The sequence below is a fragment of the Pseudolysinimonas sp. 10J20-29 genome (assembly GCF_055809595.1).
The window spans coordinates 285468-303616 of the sequence record NZ_CM147917.1; the positions used below are offsets into that span (position 1 = coordinate 285468).

20 protein-coding genes and 1 pseudogene are annotated in these 18149 nt (G+C 69.6%); 15 read left to right on the plus strand and 6 right to left on the minus strand.

What is annotated here, in order from left to right:
• Nucleotides 1-23: 23 nt before the first annotated feature.
• The 3 genes from AC0L6Y_RS01465 to AC0L6Y_RS01475 form a co-directional block, all read right to left on the minus strand.
• Nucleotides 24-959: a carbohydrate ABC transporter permease gene (locus AC0L6Y_RS01465; protein WP_473553962.1), complete on the minus strand. Its 936-nt coding sequence runs from the start codon at nucleotides 957-959 to the stop codon at nucleotides 24-26.
• Nucleotides 959-1870 carry a carbohydrate ABC transporter permease gene (locus AC0L6Y_RS01470; RefSeq protein WP_473553964.1) on the minus strand — a complete coding sequence of 304 codons (912 nt, stop codon included), beginning with the start codon at nucleotides 1868-1870 and terminating at the stop codon, nucleotides 959-961. The genes AC0L6Y_RS01465 and AC0L6Y_RS01470 overlap by 1 nt, the downstream gene beginning before the upstream one ends.
• Before the next feature lie 64 nt (nucleotides 1871-1934).
• Nucleotides 1935-3233 (minus strand): ABC transporter substrate-binding protein, encoded by a 1299-nt coding sequence (locus tag AC0L6Y_RS01475; protein WP_473553967.1) that lies wholly within the window; start codon nucleotides 3231-3233, stop codon nucleotides 1935-1937.
• A gap of 294 nt (nucleotides 3234-3527) precedes the next feature.
• Here AC0L6Y_RS01475 and AC0L6Y_RS01480 point away from each other — a divergent pair.
• From AC0L6Y_RS01480 to AC0L6Y_RS01535, 12 genes and pseudogenes are all read left to right on the plus strand, one after another.
• Nucleotides 3528-3623, plus strand: a pseudogene (locus AC0L6Y_RS01480) (LacI family DNA-binding transcriptional regulator); the annotation flags it as partial.
• 190 nt (nucleotides 3624-3813) lie between these two features.
• Entirely contained in the window at nucleotides 3814-4581 is a 768-nt protein-coding gene (locus AC0L6Y_RS01485; RefSeq protein ID WP_473553969.1) for a LacI family DNA-binding transcriptional regulator, read from the plus strand.
• 73 nt (nucleotides 4582-4654) lie between these two features.
• Nucleotides 4655-5353, plus strand: coding sequence for a GntR family transcriptional regulator (locus AC0L6Y_RS01490; RefSeq protein WP_473553973.1), 699 nt, complete (start codon nucleotides 4655-4657; stop codon nucleotides 5351-5353).
• A gap of 216 nt (nucleotides 5354-5569) precedes the next feature.
• The gene (locus tag AC0L6Y_RS01495; protein ID WP_473553976.1) at nucleotides 5570-6538 is read left to right on the plus strand and encodes a sugar phosphate isomerase/epimerase family protein; all 969 of its coding nucleotides are present in this window, start codon (nucleotides 5570-5572) and stop codon (nucleotides 6536-6538) included.
• The gene (locus AC0L6Y_RS01500) at nucleotides 6535-8250 is read left to right on the plus strand and encodes a dihydroxyacetone kinase family protein (RefSeq protein ID WP_473553979.1); all 1716 of its coding nucleotides are present in this window, start codon (nucleotides 6535-6537) and stop codon (nucleotides 8248-8250) included. Before AC0L6Y_RS01495 ends, AC0L6Y_RS01500 begins: the two co-directional genes overlap by 4 nt.
• Before the next feature lie 91 nt (nucleotides 8251-8341).
• A complete protein-coding gene (locus AC0L6Y_RS01505) occupies nucleotides 8342-9319 on the plus strand; it encodes a tripartite tricarboxylate transporter substrate binding protein (protein WP_473553981.1) in 978 nt (325 codons plus the stop codon).
• Between the two features lie 5 nt (nucleotides 9320-9324).
• On the plus strand, nucleotides 9325-9906 hold the full coding sequence (locus tag AC0L6Y_RS01510) for a tripartite tricarboxylate transporter TctB family protein (protein ID WP_473553985.1): 582 nt from the start codon (nucleotides 9325-9327) through the stop codon (nucleotides 9904-9906).
• 8 nt (nucleotides 9907-9914) lie between these two features.
• On the plus strand, nucleotides 9915-11444 hold the full coding sequence (locus tag AC0L6Y_RS01515) for a tripartite tricarboxylate transporter permease (protein WP_473553987.1): 1530 nt from the start codon (nucleotides 9915-9917) through the stop codon (nucleotides 11442-11444).
• Between the two features lie 23 nt (nucleotides 11445-11467).
• Nucleotides 11468-11950: a ribose-5-phosphate isomerase gene (locus AC0L6Y_RS01520; protein ID WP_473553989.1), complete on the plus strand. Its 483-nt coding sequence runs from the start codon at nucleotides 11468-11470 to the stop codon at nucleotides 11948-11950.
• Nucleotides 11947-12285: a hypothetical protein gene (locus AC0L6Y_RS01525; RefSeq protein WP_473553992.1), complete on the plus strand. Its 339-nt coding sequence runs from the start codon at nucleotides 11947-11949 to the stop codon at nucleotides 12283-12285. Before AC0L6Y_RS01520 ends, AC0L6Y_RS01525 begins: the two co-directional genes overlap by 4 nt.
• Entirely contained in the window at nucleotides 12269-12958 is a 690-nt protein-coding gene (locus tag AC0L6Y_RS01530) for a 4-hydroxythreonine-4-phosphate dehydrogenase PdxA (RefSeq protein WP_473553994.1), read from the plus strand. Before AC0L6Y_RS01525 ends, AC0L6Y_RS01530 begins: the two co-directional genes overlap by 17 nt.
• Complete coding sequence (locus tag AC0L6Y_RS01535) at nucleotides 12955-13785, plus strand: triose-phosphate isomerase family protein (protein WP_473553997.1); 831 nt, start codon at nucleotides 12955-12957, stop codon at nucleotides 13783-13785. The genes AC0L6Y_RS01530 and AC0L6Y_RS01535 overlap by 4 nt, the downstream gene beginning before the upstream one ends.
• Here AC0L6Y_RS01535 and heR read toward each other — a convergent pair.
• Nucleotides 13701-14504 (minus strand): heliorhodopsin HeR, encoded by an 804-nt coding sequence (gene heR / locus AC0L6Y_RS01540; RefSeq protein WP_473554000.1) that lies wholly within the window; start codon nucleotides 14502-14504, stop codon nucleotides 13701-13703. The two genes, AC0L6Y_RS01535 and heR, sit on opposite strands and share 85 nt — an antisense overlap.
• A 58-nt stretch (nucleotides 14505-14562) precedes the next feature.
• Nucleotides 14563-15033, minus strand: coding sequence for a GyrI-like domain-containing protein (locus AC0L6Y_RS01545; protein WP_473554002.1), 471 nt, complete (start codon nucleotides 15031-15033; stop codon nucleotides 14563-14565).
• Between the two features lie 121 nt (nucleotides 15034-15154).
• On the opposite strand from AC0L6Y_RS01545, the gene AC0L6Y_RS01550 reads away from it, so the two are divergent.
• The 3 genes from AC0L6Y_RS01550 to AC0L6Y_RS01560 all read left to right on the plus strand — a co-directional run bounded on the left by AC0L6Y_RS01550 (nucleotide 15155) and on the right by AC0L6Y_RS01560 (nucleotide 16420).
• Entirely contained in the window at nucleotides 15155-15586 is a 432-nt protein-coding gene (locus AC0L6Y_RS01550; RefSeq protein ID WP_473554004.1) for a MarR family winged helix-turn-helix transcriptional regulator, read from the plus strand.
• On the plus strand, nucleotides 15586-16056 hold the full coding sequence (locus AC0L6Y_RS01555) for a nuclear transport factor 2 family protein (RefSeq protein ID WP_473554007.1): 471 nt from the start codon (nucleotides 15586-15588) through the stop codon (nucleotides 16054-16056). Before AC0L6Y_RS01550 ends, AC0L6Y_RS01555 begins: the two co-directional genes overlap by 1 nt.
• Nucleotides 16057-16117: 61 nt before the next feature.
• A complete protein-coding gene (locus AC0L6Y_RS01560; protein WP_473558587.1) occupies nucleotides 16118-16420 on the plus strand; it encodes a nuclear transport factor 2 family protein in 303 nt (100 codons plus the stop codon).
• On the opposite strand, the gene AC0L6Y_RS01565 is transcribed toward AC0L6Y_RS01560, so the two are convergent.
• The gene (locus AC0L6Y_RS01565) at nucleotides 16410-18140 is read right to left on the minus strand and encodes a coiled-coil domain-containing protein (RefSeq protein WP_473554010.1); all 1731 of its coding nucleotides are present in this window, start codon (nucleotides 18138-18140) and stop codon (nucleotides 16410-16412) included. The genes AC0L6Y_RS01560 and AC0L6Y_RS01565 overlap by 11 nt on opposite strands.
• Nucleotides 18141-18149 lie beyond the last annotated feature (9 nt).

Below are 18149 nucleotides of genomic sequence, written 5' to 3' on the forward strand. Positions count from 1 at the left end.
GATTCGGTCGGTTTCGGGAGGAACTACTTGATGCCGGCGTTCGTGAAGCCCTGAATGAAGTACTTCTGGGCGAACACGAACAGCAGCACCATCGGAACGGTGGCCATCGTGGTGCCGGCCATCAGGTAGTTCCAGGAGGTGTTGTCGAGCTGCTGGAAGACCGCGAGGCCGACCTGGATGACGCGCAGCTCATCGCTCGAGGTGACGAGCAGCGGCCAGAGGAAGTTGTTCCAGCTCTCCTGGAAGGTCAGCAGCCCGACGGTCGCGATCGCGGGCTTGATCAGCGGGGTGTAGATCTGCGCGAAGATGCGGAACTCGCCGAGGCCGTCCAGCCGGGCCGCCTCCTCCAGCTCCTTCGGGAGCGAGAGATAGAACTGGCGGAACAGGAAGATCGAGGTGGCCGAGAGGCCGCCGGGGATGATGAGGGCCCACCAGCTGTCGAGCCAGCCGATGCCGCCCTGGCCGAAGATGTCGTTGCCGCCGAACAGCGGCATGAACTTCACGATCAGGAACTGCGGCACGATCTTCGTGTAGGTGGGGATCATCAGCATCGCGACGAATCCGAGGAAGACGATCTCGCGGCCCCGGAACTGCACGCGGGCGAGGGCGTAGCCGGCCATCGATCCGAGCAGCAGGGTGATCGCGGTGTGCCCCACCGAGATGAAGAAGCTGTTGCGGAAGTACAGGTCGAACGGCGCCGCCTCGAGGGCCTTCAGGTAGTTCTCCCAGTGCCATTCCTGCGGGAGGAAGGTCGGGGGGAACTGCGCCAGCTCGGCGGGCGACTTCACCGAGGTGAAGACCATCCAGATGAACGGGACGATCATCGTGATCGCGCCGATGGACAGCAGCACGTTCAAGATGATGCGGTTGCGCAGCTTCGTCTTCGACATGCGCGACGAGCGGCGGGGAGCTGCCTCGGCATCCCCCAGGTTCAGCGGGGTGAGCGTTGCGGTGGCCATCAGTGGTCCTCTCGGGTGGCACGGCGGCTGATGAGCGTCATGGCGAGCAGGAAGCCGAACAGCACGACCGACTGCGCCGACGCCATGCCCATCCGGAACTCCTGGAATGCCGAGCGGTAGACCTCGTAGGTCATCATCGTGGTCGCGTTCGCGGGACCTCCGTCGGTGAGCACGTAGATCTGGTCGAAGACCTGGAAGGCTCCGATGATCGAGATCACGAGCACGAAGAAGGTGGCGGGCTTGAGCATCGGCACGGTGATCGCGAAGAACTTGCGGATCGTCAATGCGCCGTCGACCGAGGCGGCCTCGTAGAGGCTCTCGTCGACGTTCTGCAGCGCCGCGATGTAGATCAGCATCTTGATGCCGATGCCCTGCCAGGCGCCGACCAGGATGACCGACCACAGCGACCAGTCGGGGTCGACGAGCCAGGCCTGGCCGGGAAGCCCGATGAAGGCGAGCACCGAGTTGAGCAGACCCTGCTGGGGGTTGAAGATCCAGAGCCACACCATGGCGATCGCGACGGTGGCGGTGACCTGGGGGAGGAAGAAGGCGGTGCGGTACCACTTCTGCAGCTTGAGGCCCTGGTTCAGGGCCACCGCGATGACGAGCGCGATGCCCATCGACACCGGCACGGTCCAGAAGGTGTAGACGACGGTGTTCCAGATCGACTGTAGGAAGACCGGGTCCTGCGCGATCTCGATGTAGTTGTCGAACCAGATCCACTCGGGGGCCGAGAGGACGTTGTAGTCAGTGAAGCTGAGGGCGAAGGTGGCCAGGACGGGGATCAGACTCCACAAGCCGATGTGGATGACCGAGGGCGTCACCATGAGCCAGCCCGCGCGGCGGACCTTGCGGTCGGAGAGGCTCGGCTTGCGTCGAGTCCGGGTGGGTTGTGCGGCAGTCGTAGTCATGATCTCTCATCCAGAAGGGGTCGTTCGGTGCCCGGAAAGCCACCACCGGGCACCGAACGGGTCCTTAGCGGGCGATGGCGTCCTTCACGAGCTGCTCGAGCGAGCTGAGCGCCTCGTCGGCGGTCTGGCTCTGCAGGAGCGCGCCCTCGATGGCCGGCTTGAAGTCCCCGCGGACCTCGAGCCAGGCGGCCGGGCCGCCCTCGCGCTTGGCGTAGTCGAGGTTCTCCATCGCGAACTGCACGAAGCGGTTGGACTGCACGTACTCGCTGTCCAGCAGCTCGGTCAGGGCGGGCACGTTGCCGCGCTGCTCGTTGGCGGCCAGCGCCGCCTCGGGTCCGGCGAGGAACTCGAGCAGCGCCTGCGCGGCGGCCGGGTTCTTCGAGCTCTTCGAGACGGTCGCGAGCGTGCCGCCGAAGAACATGCCGGGCTCGGCGCCGGTGATCAGGAACGGCTCGAGGTTGTCGAGCATCTCGGGAGCGGCCTCCAGGCCCTGCGTCCAGAGGTTGTTGTGCGCGATGCCCATGGCGGCGCGGCCGTTCAGCAGCGGGTTGACCGCGACGTCAGCGGCCGAGAAGCCGATGTCCTCGACCTCGTACTTGTTCACCAGGTCGACCATGAGCTGGAGGGCGGCGACACCCTCGGGCGAGTTGAAGGCGGGCTCGGTCGCGTCGGCGTTGAACAAGTCGCCGCCGGCCGAGAAGAGCATGACCTCGTAGGCCTGGCGGGCATCCAGCGACATCATGTCGAAGCCGGCGCGCTCGAGCGTGCCGTTCGAGTCGCGCACGGTGAGCGCCTCGGCCATCTCGACGAGCTCCTCCCAGGAGCTCGGCGGGGCGTCGTAGCCGGCCTCGCTCAGGATCTCCATGTTGGCCACGCCGATGCGGGTGTCGAGCATGATCGGCACCGCGTACACGCCGCCGTCCCAGACGCCCGCGTCGATGATCGCCGGGTTGTAGCTCTCGGCGAGCTTCTCCTCGGTGAGGCCGGTCTCGCTGAGGTCGACGAGCAGGCCCTTGTCGGCGAAGCCCTCGATCCAGCCGACGCCCATGAGCATGACGTCCGGCAGCAGACCCGAGACGAGGCTCGTGGTGAGCTTCTCGTTGAGCTTGCCGTAGGTGGTGTAGTCGACCTTGACGGTGACGTCGGGGTACATCTCGTAGAACTGCGGCAGCAGCTCGTTCTCGAGCAGCTGCTGTCCGGGGGTTCCCTCGAAGATCGGGGTGAGGAGCGTGACCTCGCCGGAGATCTCTCCGGAGGCGCCGGTCGCGCCATCGCCGGTGCTCGAACAGGCGGTGAGGCCGGCCGCGAGCAGGACCGCTCCGCCGAGTGCTGCCCGGCGGAGCCAGGGGGAAGTGGATCGCATCAGGACTTCCTTCGCTTGGGTGGGGGGCAACTCTGCCGCCCACGATTGACTTCATCGTCGTCGCTGCAGTCGGAATCAGGCACGGGGTGCAGATCGTGGCGATCCGGTGTAACGATGCACTGACACTAGGCCGGGGGGCGCGCGGCGTCAAGAAAAAAGATTCCTCGAAGCCCGGGAACGGGCCGAGAGCCCTGTGATTGCAGGCGAGAAGTCCGGTGTATCAATTGGTGAACCGATGCACTAACATGGGGTCGTCGGCGGCCGATCCCGGGGCCGCACGCGAGGAAAGGGGCGATGGTGGCTCAGGTGACGATCCATCAGGTGGCGAAAGCCGCCGGGGTGTCGTCGAGCACGATCTCCAACTACCTCAACGGGCGGATGAACCGAATGGTGCCCGCTACGCGCGACCGCATCAGCGCCGCCATCGACGAACTCGGCTATCGCCCGAACCGGGCGGCTCGCCAGCTGCGCACCGGCCAGACCCAGCGCGTCGGCCTGATCGTGCCCTCCGTCGCCAACCCCTTCTGGGGAGCGTTCGCGCGCGAGATCGAGGTCGCCTCGCTCGAGGTCGGCTCCGAGCGTGCTGCTGTGCAACAGCGAACGCGACCCGGAGCGCGAGCGCCGCTACGTGGAGGAGCTCTGGGACGACGGCGTGCGCGGCATCGTGCTCTGCACCTCGCTGCCCTCGCTCGACCACTTCGCCGACCTGATCGACCGCGGGCTGCGCCTGATCGCCTTCGACCGGCCAGCCCAGCCGAGTGATCCGTCGAGCGTCGTCAGCATCAGCATCGACAACAGCGTGGGCGGCTACGTCGCCACCTCGCACCTGCTCGAGCTCGGCCACACCCGGATCGCCTTCGTCTCCCGCTCGTTGGGGGCGCTCAACCGCGCGGGCCGCTACGAGGGGTTCCGCCAGGCGATCGAGAAGGCCGGCCTGAACATCGACGACATGCCGGTGTGGAACGACGCCGACGACGCGGACGTGTTCGGCGACGTCAACGCCGCCGGCGTCGGGCGCGCCGCCGCGCACGCGCTGTTCGAGGGCGCAGCGAATCCGCCCACCGGCGTCGTCGCGATCAACGACATGACCGCGCTCGGATTCTGCCGCGGCCTGCGTGACCTGGGCCTGACGGTCGGGCGCGACGTGTCGGTGATCGGCTTCGATGACATCGTGCTCGCCGACCTCTACGACCCGCCGCTGACGACCGTGCGCCAGCCCACCGCCGAACTGGCGAAGCTCGCGATCACCGAGGCGATCCGCACCGAGACCGACGACGCCCGCGGGCGCGCCGTGCTGCTGCGCCCGGAACTGGTCGTGCGCAAGTCGACCGCGCCGCCGGCCGCCTGACGAAACCTCGCTCCGGGTGAGGAATCCGATGGGTCCGGCGACGCCGGACGAAATCGCGTGAGAGGCTAGCCCCATGGATGGTGCCGACGCCTCGACGCTGGGACGCCGACTGCCGGCGCGGATGTCGCTGGCGGACAGCGTCTACGACATCCTGCTCGCCCGCCTGATGGAGGGGTCGCCCGAGCCGGGGGAGCCGCTCAACATCAATGCGCTGGCCCGCGATCTCGAGGTGTCGCAGACGCCCATCCGCGAAGCGCTAGCCCGGCTCGAATCGACCGGCCTGGTGACGCGCGCCGCGCTGAAGGGCTATCGGGTCGCGCCGCTGTTCACCGCGCGCGAGATCGACAACCTGATGGATGCCCGCGGCGTCATCGAACCGGTCAACGCGTTTCTCGCCTCCGGTCGGATCACCTCCGGCGTGCTCAGCGAACTTGCCGAGTCGATCGACGAACTCGTCGAGAGTCCGCGCGGCCCGGGCTTCTCCGAGATCCGCGACTACTGGGCGGCCGACGAGCGGTTCCACAACCTCATCGCCGAACAGGCCGACAACGAGTTCCTGCTCGGGGCCTACCAGTCGCTCGGCGGGCACGTTCAGCGGTTCCGGCTGTTCGGCGGCCGGGGTGTCACCGATGCGGACGCCGCGATCGCGGAGCACACCGTCATCCTCGAGGCGTTCCGCGCCGGCAATGCCGAGGCGGCGCGGGACGCGATGGCGGCCCACATCACGGCCGTGAAGACGCGCGCACGGCACGACCGCGAGGCGCGCCACTAGTCCGCACGGCGCCCCGCGGGCGCCGCAGCTCCGTCGTTCGCGGGGACCGTCTCGCTATGCCTGCCCGCGGCGTCGCTTCGCCGCGCTGCGCCGCGCCGCCCGCTCTCCCACTCCGCCTTAAAGCCGGAATTGACAACTCGCGTCCGATCATGTTTCCTATAGGACACAGGATCTACTAGGTCAGAGCTTCGGTTTCGACCCTCACGACGGAGTGACATGACGAGCGACTTTGCGCGGCGACCGATCGCAGCGGGAATGGTGCAGGCCCCGACCCGCACGAGCGACGGAACCCCCATGCTCGAGGCGGCGCCCGAGGACTGGGCTCGGGTGTTCGGCGAGATCGCGGCGATCGGCTTCGACAACGTCGAGATCCACGACAACTGGCTTCCCTTCGCCCAGCTCACGACCGAGCGTCGTCACGAACTCGTCGCGGCGGCGCGCTCGGTCGGGCTCGGGGTTCCCTCGGTGACCGTCGCCCGGGCGAGCATCATCGATCCGATCAACGGGGCCGACAACCTCACGTATACGCACCGGGCGGTCGAGGCGGCCGCCGAGATGGGTGCTGACGTCATCTGCCTGGGCCTTCACCGCCAGCTGCTTCCCGCGCAGAAGGCCGCGCTGTGGTTCTGGACCGAGCAGGGCGCGATCGACCCCGACGACGCCGAGGTGTGGAGCACGGCGGCTCGCGGCTTCCGCGAGCTCGGCCAGCACGCCGCTGAGGTGGGAGTGACCGTCTCGCTCGAACTGTACGAAGACACCTACCTCGGCTCCGCCTCCTCGGCGGTGCGCCTCATCGAGACGATCGGGCACGACAACGTCGGGCTCAACCCTGACCTCGGCAACCTGCTCCGCCTGCACCGCCCCGTCGACCGCTGGGACGACATGCTGCGGGCGATGCTGCCGTACACGAACTACTGGCACGTCAAGAACTACCTCCGCGACGAGGACCCGGCGACCGGCCAGATCACGACCGCGCCGGTGTCGCTCGAGGCGGGCATCATCAACTACCGCGAGGCGATTCGCCTCGCCGCCGAAGCCGGCTACTCCGGCATGTTCACCTGCGAGCACTACGGCGGCGACAGCCTCGGCGTGAGCGCACGCAACCGCGACTACCTGCGCACGCTGCTGGAGTCGACGGGCCGTCAGATCCCGGCAGCGCAGCTCGACGCGGCGGTGCAGTCGTGACCAGCACCCGGACCTCCGCGGCCACGTTCACGGACGAACTGCTCGACGGATTCGTCCGCGCGCACGCGGACCTCGTACGTCCCGTCGACGGCGGAGTCGTCCGAGCGCGCCCGATCGCCGAGGGCCAGGTCGCCGTCGTCGTCGGCGGCGGTTCGGGCCACTACCCCGGATTCGCGGGAGTCGTCGGAGAAGGCCTCGCGGCGGGCGCCGCCTGCGGCAACATCTTCGCCTCGCCGTCGGCGGGCCAGGTGTTCCGCGTCGCGCAGGCCGCGCAGCGCGGCGGCGGTGTTCTTCTGACCTACGGCAACTACATGGGCGACGCGCTGAACTTCGGCCAGGCCGAGGAGCGGCTCCGCGCGGCGGGCATCGAGACGCGCACGGTGCGCGTCACCGACGACATCGCGAGCTCGGATGCGAGCACCCCCGAGCGCCGCCGCGGCATTGCGGGCGACCTCGTCGTCTTCAAGATCGCGGGGGCCGCGGCCGAACGCGGTGCCACCCTCGAAGAGGTCGAGCGACTCGCGCGCCGCGCGAACGACCGCACGCGCACCTTGGGTGTCGCCTTCTCCGGCTGCACCCTGCCCGGCGCCGCCGCGCCGCTGTTCGAGGTGCCGGCCGGTCGCATGGCGATCGGGCTGGGCATCCACGGGGAGCCGGGGCTGGACGAGGTCGACGTGCCGTCGCCGCGCGAGCTCGCGGCGCTGCTCGTCTCGCGGCTGATCGCCGAGACGCCCGCGGGAGCGTCCTCGCGAGTCGCCGTGGTGCTGAACGGCCTGGGATCGCTCAAGTACGAGGAGCTGTTCGTGATCTACGGCCACGTCGCTGCCGAACTGGCGGATGCCGGGCTCGAGGTCGTCGAACCGGAGGTGGGCGAGTTCGTCACGAGCCTCGAGATGGACGGCGTCTCGTTGACGCTCGTCTGGCTCGATGACGAACTCGAGGACCTCTGGGCGGCCCCCGCCTCGACGCCCGCGTTCCGCAAGCAGGCCCGCTCCTCGCGCGCCGACTCGGACGGCGCCGCGGATGCTTTCGGCTCGGCGCCGCTCGCGCTGCGCGAGCCGGCCGCGTCACCCGAGGTGGTGACCGTCGCGGCGCGAGCCGCTCGGGCCGTCGGCGACATGCTGACGCGCGACGAAGCCGAGCTCGGCGAGCTGGACGCCCTTGCGGGCGACGGCGACCACGGCATCGGGATGTCGCGCGGCTCCGCAGCTGCGGTCGAGGCGGCAGAGCGCGTGGCCGGTCGCGGCGACGGGATCGTCGCGCTGCTCGCCGAGTCGGGGGATGCCTGGGCCGAGCGCGCGGGAGGAACGAGCGGTGCCCTGTGGGGCATCGCCCTGACCGCAGCGGCCGCCTCGCTCTCGCGGGAGGGCGAGCTGTCGGCGGACTCCTCGGCCCGCGCGGCGCGTGCCGCGCTCGACGCCGTGATGCGACTCGGCGGCGCCGAACCGGGCGACAAGACCCTGGTCGACTCGGCGGTGCCCTTCGTCGCCGAACTCGAGGCGCGACTGGCCGCCGGAGACGGCCTCGCGTCGTCGTGGGCGGCGGCGGCGGAGGCGGCTCGCGTCGCCGCGCTCGCCACCGCCGAGCTGCAGCCGCGGCTCGGCCGCGCGCGCTCGCACGTCGCGCGCAGCGTCGGCCACCGCGATGCCGGAGCTGAGTCTCTGGCGCGGGTGGTGACCACGATCGCCGCCAGTTTGGAAACCACGGGATAACCGTTCAGGCTTCGGGTGTACATCGCCACACGCACCCGTCGAGCGAACACATGTTCGCGACGCATCACCCCATTTGAGAGAAAGAGTGACGATGAAGTCTCACAGCAAGAAGTACCTGGTTCCGGCGGTCGCCGCGCTCGCAGCAGTGTCGCTCGCGGGCTGCTCCACCGCAGCCAGCAGCAGCAGCGCCGACGGCGAGTTCACGCTCTCCGGTGACGTCCGCATGGTCGTGCCGTTCGGCGCGGGCGGCGGCAGCGACACCTCGGGTCGCGCGATCGCCGCGGCGCTGGAGGAGATCACCGGTGTCAACATCTCGACCGAGAACCGCGAAGGCGGCTCGGGCGCGGTGGGCTACAGCTACTTCCTCTCGCAGGAGGGCAACGACAACTACCTGCTCGCCTCCGAGACCGCGCTGCTCGCCCTTCCGCTGACGCAGGACGTGCAGTTCGACCACACCAGCTTCACGCCGATCATGAAGCTCGGCGACGACTTCACCCTGATCGTCGTCGACGCCGAGTCCTCCTTCGAGACGTGCGCCGAGGTGGTGGAGACCGCGGCAACCGAGCGCGTCGTCGCCGCGGTGTCGGGCGCGACGAGCCTCGACCAGATCGTGTTCACGCTCATCGAGCAGGATCAGGGCGTCGAGTTCGACCGCGTGCCGTTCGAGAGCGGCGGCGAGGTCATCGCCGGGCTGCTCGGCGGCTCGGTCAACGTCGCGTCGCTCAACCCGAGCGAGGTGCTCGGCCAGCTCGAGTCCGGCGACCTGAAGGCGCTGTGCGCTGTGTCGGAGGAGCGCTACAACTTCCCCGAACTGGCCGACCTGCCCACCGCCAAGGAGCAGGGAATCAACGTCGCGTACGCGCAGTTCCGCGGCTTCATCGCCCCGGGCGGCATCAGCGAGGAAGCGAAGGCGTACTGGATCGCGGCGGCTCAGGAGTTCGCCGAGACCGAGGCGTACCAGTCCTACCTCGACGACAACATGATGCAGGCGCAGGCACTCTACGGCGACGACTTCGCCGCGTACCTGGCGACCAACAGCGACGCACTGGCAAGCGTGATCGCACAGTGAACGCCATGACTCCTGGGCGGCTCGGACTTGTCGCCACCTCAGTCGTCACCCTGTTGGGCGTCGCGGCGGCACTCGTCGGGACCACCTACGGAGTCTTCGACGACGACGGGCGCATCGCCGCCGGCTTCCTGCCGGTGCTGGTCGCGACCATCGTCGCCGTGTGCGGCGCACTTGATGTCATCAACCGCCTGCGGGCGCGTCAGCGTTCGGCTTCGGCCGGCGCTGCCGTGCCCGCGGGCGGCACCGCCGCGGCGCTCGCACCGGACACGGTCGCCGCTGCCGAGGCGGCATCGCACCACACCGTCGACGCCGACGATGACGACATCGACATCTTCGGCCGCACCGCGCGCCAGCGGACTCGGATGCTCTGGGCGGTGCTCGGCATCCTCACCGCTTCGCTCCTGCTCGTTCCGCTGGTCGGCTTCATGGCCGCCTTCGCGATCGTGCTCGTCGGCTGCTCGTTCGTCGTCGAACGTCGAGCGCTGCTGCCGACGCTGCTCATCAGCGGCGCCGCCCTCGGTGGCGCGTACCTCCTCTTCGGAGTGTTCCTTCGGGTTCCGCTCCCCACCGGCATCTTCGGAATCTAGGTCACCCCGTGTTCGACAATCTGCTCCTCGGCTTCCAAACCGCTCTCACCCTCGAAAACGTCCTCTGGTGCTTCGTCGGTGTGCTCGTCGGAACCGTCATCGGTCTGCTTCCCGGTCTCGGCTCGACCACCGGCGTCGCGATCCTCATCCCGCTCACCCTCACGATGGAGCCCGTCACCGCGCTCATCATGCTGGCCGGCATCTACTACGGCGCCCAGTACGGCGGCACCATCACCTCCGTCCTGATCTCCACCCCCGGTGAGGCGGCGAGCGTCGTCACGACGCTCGACGGCTACCAGATGGCCCGGAAGGGCAGAGCCGGGGCGGCGCTGTCGATCAGCGCGATCGGCTCGTTCGTCGCGGCGATCATCTCGCTGGCCCTGCTGATGTTCTTCGCCCCGATGTTCGCGGAGTTCGCGATCGAGTTCGGCCCGGTCGAGAACCTCGCCATCATGATCCTCGGTGTCGTCATCGTCATCACGTTCGGCGGCGGATCCTTCGTTCGCGGCCTCATGATGGCGGCGCTCGGCATCCTGATCTCGACGGTTGGCGTCGCCACCGGCTTCAGCGACGCGCGCTTCACCTTCAGCAACGTCAACCTGCTCGGCGGCATCCCGTTCGTCGAGGTGATGATCGGCCTCTTCGCGGTCGGCGAGGTGCTGCACCAGATCCGCGTCGGAGCCGCCGCCCCGATCAAGGCGGGGTTCAAGGACCTGCTGATCACGAAGTCGGAGCTCAAGCGCAGCACCGCCCCGATCCTCCGCGGCAGCGGCATCGGGTTCCTGCTCGGAACGCTGCCCGGCGCCGGTTCGACGCTCGCGTCCTTCCTCGCCTACGGCATCGAGAAGCGCGTCTCCCCGCGCGGCAAGGAGTTCGGCACCGGAGCGATCGAGGGTGTCGCCTCTCCGGAGAGCGCCAACAACGCCGCCGCCAACGCCAACTTCGTGCCCACCCTGGCGCTCGGCATCCCCGGTGGCGCCACGACGGCGGTGCTGCTCGGCGCGTTCACGATCTACGGCCTGCAGCCGGGACCGCTGCTGTTCGAGACCCAGCCCGCACTGGTGTGGGGCCTGCTCGTCTCGTTCTTTATCGGCAACGTGCTGCTGCTCGTCCTCAACCTGCCGCTCGCCCCCGTGTTCGCGCAGATGCTGCGCATCCCGTACGGCTACCTGTACCCGCTGATCCTGCTCACCAGCTTCATCGGCGCCTACGCGGTGAGCAACAACATGTTCAGCGTCTGGCTGGTGTTCGTCTTCGGCCTGGTCGGCTTCGTGTTCAAGGAGCTCGACTTCCCGCTGGCGCCGTTCGTGCTCGGCATCGTGCTCGGCCCGCTGCTCGAGAAGTCGATGGTGCAGACCTCGGCGATCGGGCAGGGCAGCTTCGCGGTGATGTTCGAGAGCCCGATCGCGATCGCGGTGCTCGCCTTCGCCGCCGCGATGGCCTTCGGCCCCTGGATCGGCGGACGCATCCGCCGCACGATCGCCGTTCGCCGCTCCTCCGGCGACCGACCCTCCGTGCCGACCGACAGCAACGTCTGAGACCTCCAGAAACGAGAACAGTGATGAACGACACACTTCGGATCGTCGTCGGCAGCGACGACGCAGGATTCGACTACAAGGAACAGCTCAAGGCCGACCTGGCCGCCGACCCGCGGGTCGCCAGCGTCGTCGACGTGGGAGTGGATGCGAACTCGCACACCGCGTACCCGCACGTCGCCGTCGCGGCGGCGCGCATGGTCGCCGCGGGCGAGGCCGACCGGGCGCTGCTGGTTTGCGGCACCGGGCTCGGCGTCGCGATCGCCGCCAACAAGGTCCCCGGGATCCGCGCCGTCACCGCGCACGACAGCTTCTCGGTCGAGCGCGCCGTGCTCAGCAACAACGCGCAGGTCCTCACCATGGGTCAGCGCGTCATCGGGATCGAGCTGGCCCGGCGCCTCGTGCGCGAGTGGCTCGACTACCGCTTCGACCCGACTTCCGCATCCAACGACAAGGTCGAGGCGATCACCGCGTACGACACCGAACTTGAAAGGGCTTCCCAGCCATGAGCACCCTCGCACGCCCCCGTCCTCGTCTCGCGCTGACCCTCGGCGACCCCGCTGGCGTCGGCCCCGAGCTCGCCGCGCGCCTGCTCGCCCGACCCGGAACCCTCGAGGCTGCCGACGTCTTCGTGCTGGCGGATGCCTCCGAGCTCGCCGAGGCGGCCAAGATCGCCGGCGTGGAGATCCCGCTGAGCGCCGAGCCGAAGCCCGGCTTCGCCGTGCTGCTCGACGACGGTTCGCGCCCGAGCGAGCCGATCCCGGAACGCGATGTCAGCGCCGCCGCCGGCGCACGGGCGATGCACCAGCTCGCAGCGCGCGCTCGCGATGGCGCGCGCCGATGAGATCAACGCGATCCTCTTCACCCCGTTGAACAAGACCAGCCTCAAGCTCGCCGGGATGAACCACGAGGACGAGCTGCGTTGGTTCGCCCACGAGCTCGGCTACGACGGCCCGACCTCGGAGCTGAACATCCTCGAGGGCCTCATCACGGCCCGCGTGACCTCGCACATCGCCCTCTCTGAGGTGGCGCAGCACATCACGAGCGAGGCCGTCACGTCGATCATCGGCCTGCTCGACGAGGTGCTGAAGGGCTCCGGGCTGGAGCGTCCGCGCATCGGCGTCTGCGCGCTCAACCCGCACGGCGGTGAGAACGGCAACTTCGGCCGCGAGGAGATCAACGAGATCGCCCCCGGCGTCGCGGCGGCGGTCGCGCGGGGCATCAACGCCCAGGGTCCGTTCCCCTCGGACACGATCTTCGCCGCCAAGCGCGAGGAGTTCGATGGGATCGTCACGATGTACCACGACCAGGGCCAGATCGCGATGAAGCTCATCGGCTTCGATCGTGGCGTCACCGTCCAGGGCGGTCTTCCCGTGACGATCGCGACGCCGGCGCACGGCACCGCGTTCGACATCGTCGGCAAGGGCATCGCCAACCTCGGGGCGACCGAGCACGCGTTCGACCTGGCGGTCTCGATCGCGGCCCGTCGTCTCGACGCGGCGGCGCGCGTGCAGTGAGCCCGCTGCGGATCGGCGTCAGCACGAAGGCCTACTTCGGCTACCGCGCCTCGCTCGACTGGCTGGAGCGGGCGATCGCGGTCGCGGATGCCTGCCCGGCCGTGCGTGACGGTCGCCTCGAGTTCTTCGTGGCGCCGAGCACGCCGCTGCTGGATGCGGCGGTGCGCCTGGCGCGCGGCACGCGTGTGGTGATCAGCGCCCAGGACTGCTCGGAGCACCCGGCGGGCGCCCACACCGGCGAGACCCCCGCTGCGCTGCTCGCCGAACTGGGTGTCGGCATGGTGGAGTTGGGGCACGCCGAGCGGCGCCGCAATCAGGGCGAGACGAACGTGGTGATCGGTCGCAAGGTGGGTCGTGCCGTCGACGCGGGCCTGACGCCGCTGCTGTGCGTCGGCGAGACCGCGCGCCGGACCCCGGCCGAGGCGGCGCGCGAGTGCGCGCGTCAGGTGGCGGCGGTGCTCGATCCGGCCAGCCCGGCCGTCATCGCCTACGAGCCGATCTGGGCCATCGGGGCCGAGCGCCCCGCCGACCCCGAGTACGTGGTCGCCGTCGCGACGGAGCTGCGGGCGCAGCTCGGCGCTCCCTGGTCGATCGTCTACGGCGGCTCCGCCGGTCCCGGGCTGCCTGCCCGACCTGTGGCCCGCCGTCGACGGGCTGTTCCTCGGCCGGTTCGCTCACGATGTCGCGCAGCTGGGGCGCGTGCTCGACGAGGCGAGCCAGCTCGCCGGAGCGGCGACGCAAGCTACTCCATGAACGCGGGGATGATCGCGCCCGAGAACACCTGCCAGGCGAGCGCCGTCTTCGCCACCAGGCTGAGCGTGATGTAGACGCGCTCGCCGTAGAGGTAGTCGCGCCACTTGCCGACCCGGCGGTACTGCAGTGCCTGGTTGATCGCGAAGGTGTTGAAGAACAGGAACAGCGAGATCACGATCCCGTAGACGAACGCCGGCGGTTCGGCGGCGCTCGCCGATCCGGGGGAGAAGAAGTAGATCACGATCACGATCCACGGCACCGCCCCGACCATCGAGCCGAGGACGAACGGCGTGAAGTTGCCGCTGCCGGGCTTCTCGTACTTCTCCTGCAGCGCCCCGAAGCCGATCATGGCGGCGTTGACGGCGAAGATCGAGAACAGCGCGGCGATGTCGGAGATGCCCGTCGTCTGCGCGATCAGCCAGATCATGATCGACGAGCTGAGCGAGTACTCGACCCAGCGGAAGTAGTTGCGGCTCTGCCGCAGGCCGTTGCTGTATCTGTCGAAGAACCACGGTGAGGCGACCAGGAAGTGGAACAGCGCCGAGAGTGCGAGGAACGCCACCACCCCGGCGCCGACGTTGATGTCGAACAGGTCGACGCGCTCCGGCGGGATCGGGAATCCGGGAGGACCGGCGAGATAGTCGGCGGTCACCCCGAACGTGACCTGCGTCGACAGCTGCGCCAGGATCACGGTGAAGACGATCGCCTGCACCAGGTGCAGCGCGCCCGCGATCACGTTGTACGGGCGGAGTCGGCGGATGTTGTCGTCGACGGTGCGGGTGGTGCGAGCCATGGCTACTCCTCGTTGAGCGATCCGAAAAGGCTAGTGACGCTCACGGTAGCAGGGCGCGCTATTCGGCGATCGGCCACACGATCTGAGTGAGGGTGGCGTCGGGATTCGCCGGGTCCGGCTCGGTCAGGTAGATCTCCCACATCGTCGGCTGCATCGACAGCTTCTGCTCCTCGATCCAGGCCATGAGCCGGTCGTAGGTGTGGGTCAGCCCGTCGTAGCTGCCGACGTGCACGAGCTGGACCGCACGGCCACCCGGCAGGGTGTCGCCGGTGACGCCGTCGGAGGCGTCGACCAGGCGCTCGGTCGGGAACCCGCCGCCGAGGTCGGCCGTCTCGGTGGGCATCCCGAAGTAGACCGCAAGCGGGGGGCCAGCGACGGCGATCGACTGCTGCTGGGCAACGGCCATCGTCTTCTCGAAGGCCCGGCCGAAGTACTCGGTCATCTCGGCCATCGGAACTGTCTCGCGGAGCACCGCGACGGGCGTCGGCTCGAGGGTGACGATCTCGGGTTCGGGTGTCGGCGTTGACATCGCGGCCTCCTTGCATCGTTTCCTCTCACGCTACGCCGAGGGTGCGGCCCCGACAATGACGTGATACATTCCTAGTAATATAAATACGAGGAAGGTAAAAGCGTGACCACTGCGATCTTCGGTGACCTGGTTCGACTCGAGATCGAGCTCTGGAACGCGATCGAACGCGCGCCTGCGGGCCGAACTCGGCATCCCCCTGAGCGACGTCGAAGGCCTGCGGGTGGTCGCCGAGCGCGGACTCGGCCGGGTCAACGATCTCGCCGCGGACCTCCTCATCACGGTCGGGGGAGCGAGCAAGCTCGCCGACCGCCTCGAACGGGCCGGGCTCGCCACGCGGCGCTCGAACCCTGAGGACCGGCGCTCCTCCGTGCTCGAACTCAGTGACGCCGGGCGCAGCGCCCACGCACGCGCCACCGAACTGATGCGCGCAGAACTCGCCCGCCGCCTCGAGGCGCCCCTCACCGCCGACGAGCTTCGCGCCTTCGGCGCGGCGCTGCGCAAACTGCGCGCGCGCCCCGCCGCTCTCACGCCCACCCCGAAAGGAACCATCTGATGCCCTGGGACCCGCAGCTGTTCTCCGCCCAACTCGTGCTCGAGCTCGCCCGAGCGCACGAGACCGAAACCGTGGAGGCGGTGCCGTACTTCGACGGTCTCCTCGCCGGTGATCCCGACGCGCTCGTCCGCTCCTTCGCCGGCGAGCCCGAGCTGCACCACCCGATCCACGGTCGCGTGCGCGGTGCCGCCGCCTTCGAGCGCTACGTGCGCACGACCGCCGACGACCTGCGCGCGCGCAACGCCGAGGTCGAGAGTGTCGACCTGATCGTCACGGCGACCCGGACCGTCGAAGAGGTCATCCTCAGCTACGACGGTGACGAGGGCCGGGTGCGGCTGCCGATGGCGATCGTCGCCGACCGTCGACCCGAGGGACCCATCGAACGAGCTGCGGATCTACTTCAGCACCTGGCCGATCACCGGCGGCCACGCGATCCGACCGCCGCTGCTGCAGGCCGACCCGACGCTTGAGGAGCCGCCGATCATCGCCGAGTACTTCCGCGCGCTCGCGGCGGGTGAGACCGACGCGCTGTTGGCGACGCTGGAGCCGGATGCCACCATTCGTGAACCGTCCGGCGACGCCTACGTGCACCGCGGTGCCGAGGAGCATCGCGCGATGTACGGGTTCTTCTTCTCCAACGGGGGAGGGGTGCACCTCGAGCACGGATCATGCACGAGCGATGGACGCGCCACCGCGCTCGAGTACAACGTGGTGCAGTGGGGAACGACCGTCATGGCGCCGCAGGCCGGCATCGCGGTCTACGTTCTCGGTGACAGCGGCAAGATCGCCGCGGTGCGCATCTACGACGACGCGAACCCGCCGCTCAGCTACTGACGGCGCGACGGCGTCCAGGTGTGAATTCCCTCCACGTCTGCCGCAGAGGTTGAGACGGGCCCGGATTCTCGGAATCGTGGCTGGCTCGACGGAATCCCCGAAAGGACCCTTCATGCTGACTTTGACCGAGACCGCGAGCACTGTGATCAACACCATCGTCGCCCAGTCGCCGACGACCGAGACCGGAGGCCTGCGCATTCAGGGCACCGGGACGCCCGAGACCGAGTTCCAGGTGACTGTGGCCCCGTCGCCCGAGGCGACCGACGCGGTCGTCGAGAAGGACGGCGCGCGCGTCTTCCTCGAGCCGAGCGCCGCGCAGGTGCTCGACGACAAGACCCTCGACGCGCAGGTCGCCGAAGACGGCTCCGTGCGCTTCGCGATCAGCGGACCGACCGCGTAGGCGCGACCTTCCGACATCGATCGGCCCCGTGATCTTCGGATCGCGGGGCCGTTTCGCGTTGCTCAGCCGCGATAGCGGGCGAGGGCGTCCGCGTCGCGGGCGTGGGTCTGCGCGCGCCGGGCGGCGTCGAGCGCCTCGACCGGGTCCGCCTCGTTCTCGGCGAGCAGCAGCTGCCGCTCCGCCTCGGCGAGCCGGGTGCGGGCGCCCACCCCGGATCGAACGGGAGCCGATCAGATCCCGCGCCGCCGCGATCTGGGTGCGCGCCGAGAGCAGAGCGCCGGCGAGCGCGCCGCGCGCCCCCTCGAGCCGCTGCTGCTGATTGCGCGCCGCGGCGACCGCCACGTCGAGCGCGGCGCTGGCGTCGACGAGCGCGTCGAGCGCGGCGACCGGATCCCGCCGCGCGCCCTTCTTCTCGCGAGCCGCGGCGAGTGCCGACTCGAGCGCCGCAATCGCGCGGCCGACCGCGTCGCCGGAATCGGGGTCCGGCGGGGCATCGCGCACGGCCCGCGCCGCGCGGAGGTCCTGCTCGATCTCGTCGCGCAGGGTCTCGAGCCCGGCGTCGGCCGCCGCAAGCTCGGTGCGGCGATGCTCGATCGCCGCGAGCAGGCTCGCGGCGCGGCCCAGCGCCCCGCGGGCGTCGCGCAGGGCGTCGACGACCGCCGTGACCTGTGAGGATGCCACCGCCGCGCGCGTCGACTCGAGCTGCTGCGCGACGCTGCCCAGTTCGGCGTCGGCGCGGTCCGGGTTCTCGGCGATCGCCTCCACCAGCGCGGGCGCATACGCGGCGCGCAGCGACGCGACGCGCTCCCGCGCGGCGGGAAGCTCGTCGCGAAGCTCACCCAGCCGCCGCTCCAGCTCGTCCGCGAGGGCGGCAGCCCCGGCCTCCTCGTCGCGTCGGGCGATGAAGCGCTGGCGCTCGTCGTCGAGCGTGCGGCGGGTGCGGCCGGCGATCGCGGCGACCTCGCGCGCCCACTCCCGGCGACGCGCCTCGCTCGCCGCGGCGGGCTCGTCCAGGCGCTGATGCAGCTCGAACGCGCGGCGCAGCTCGCCCTCGGCAGCCGCGACGCGCGCCGCGAAGTCGCGCGTCGCGTCGTCGCCGAACTGGGCTCGGGCGAACTCCAGATCGTCTCGCGCATCGCGCAGCGCGTCGTCGGCGCGCAGCAGCTCCGCACCCGCCTGGGTGCGTCCGGGAAGAGCGCGAGCGCCGCCGCGGCGGGTGCGCCGCGACAGCAGCACGATGCCCACCACGGTGAGCACGACGAACCCGGCCGAGCCCACACCCACCAGGACGCCGATCAGGGTCAGCACGGCGTCGCTCATGACTCGAAA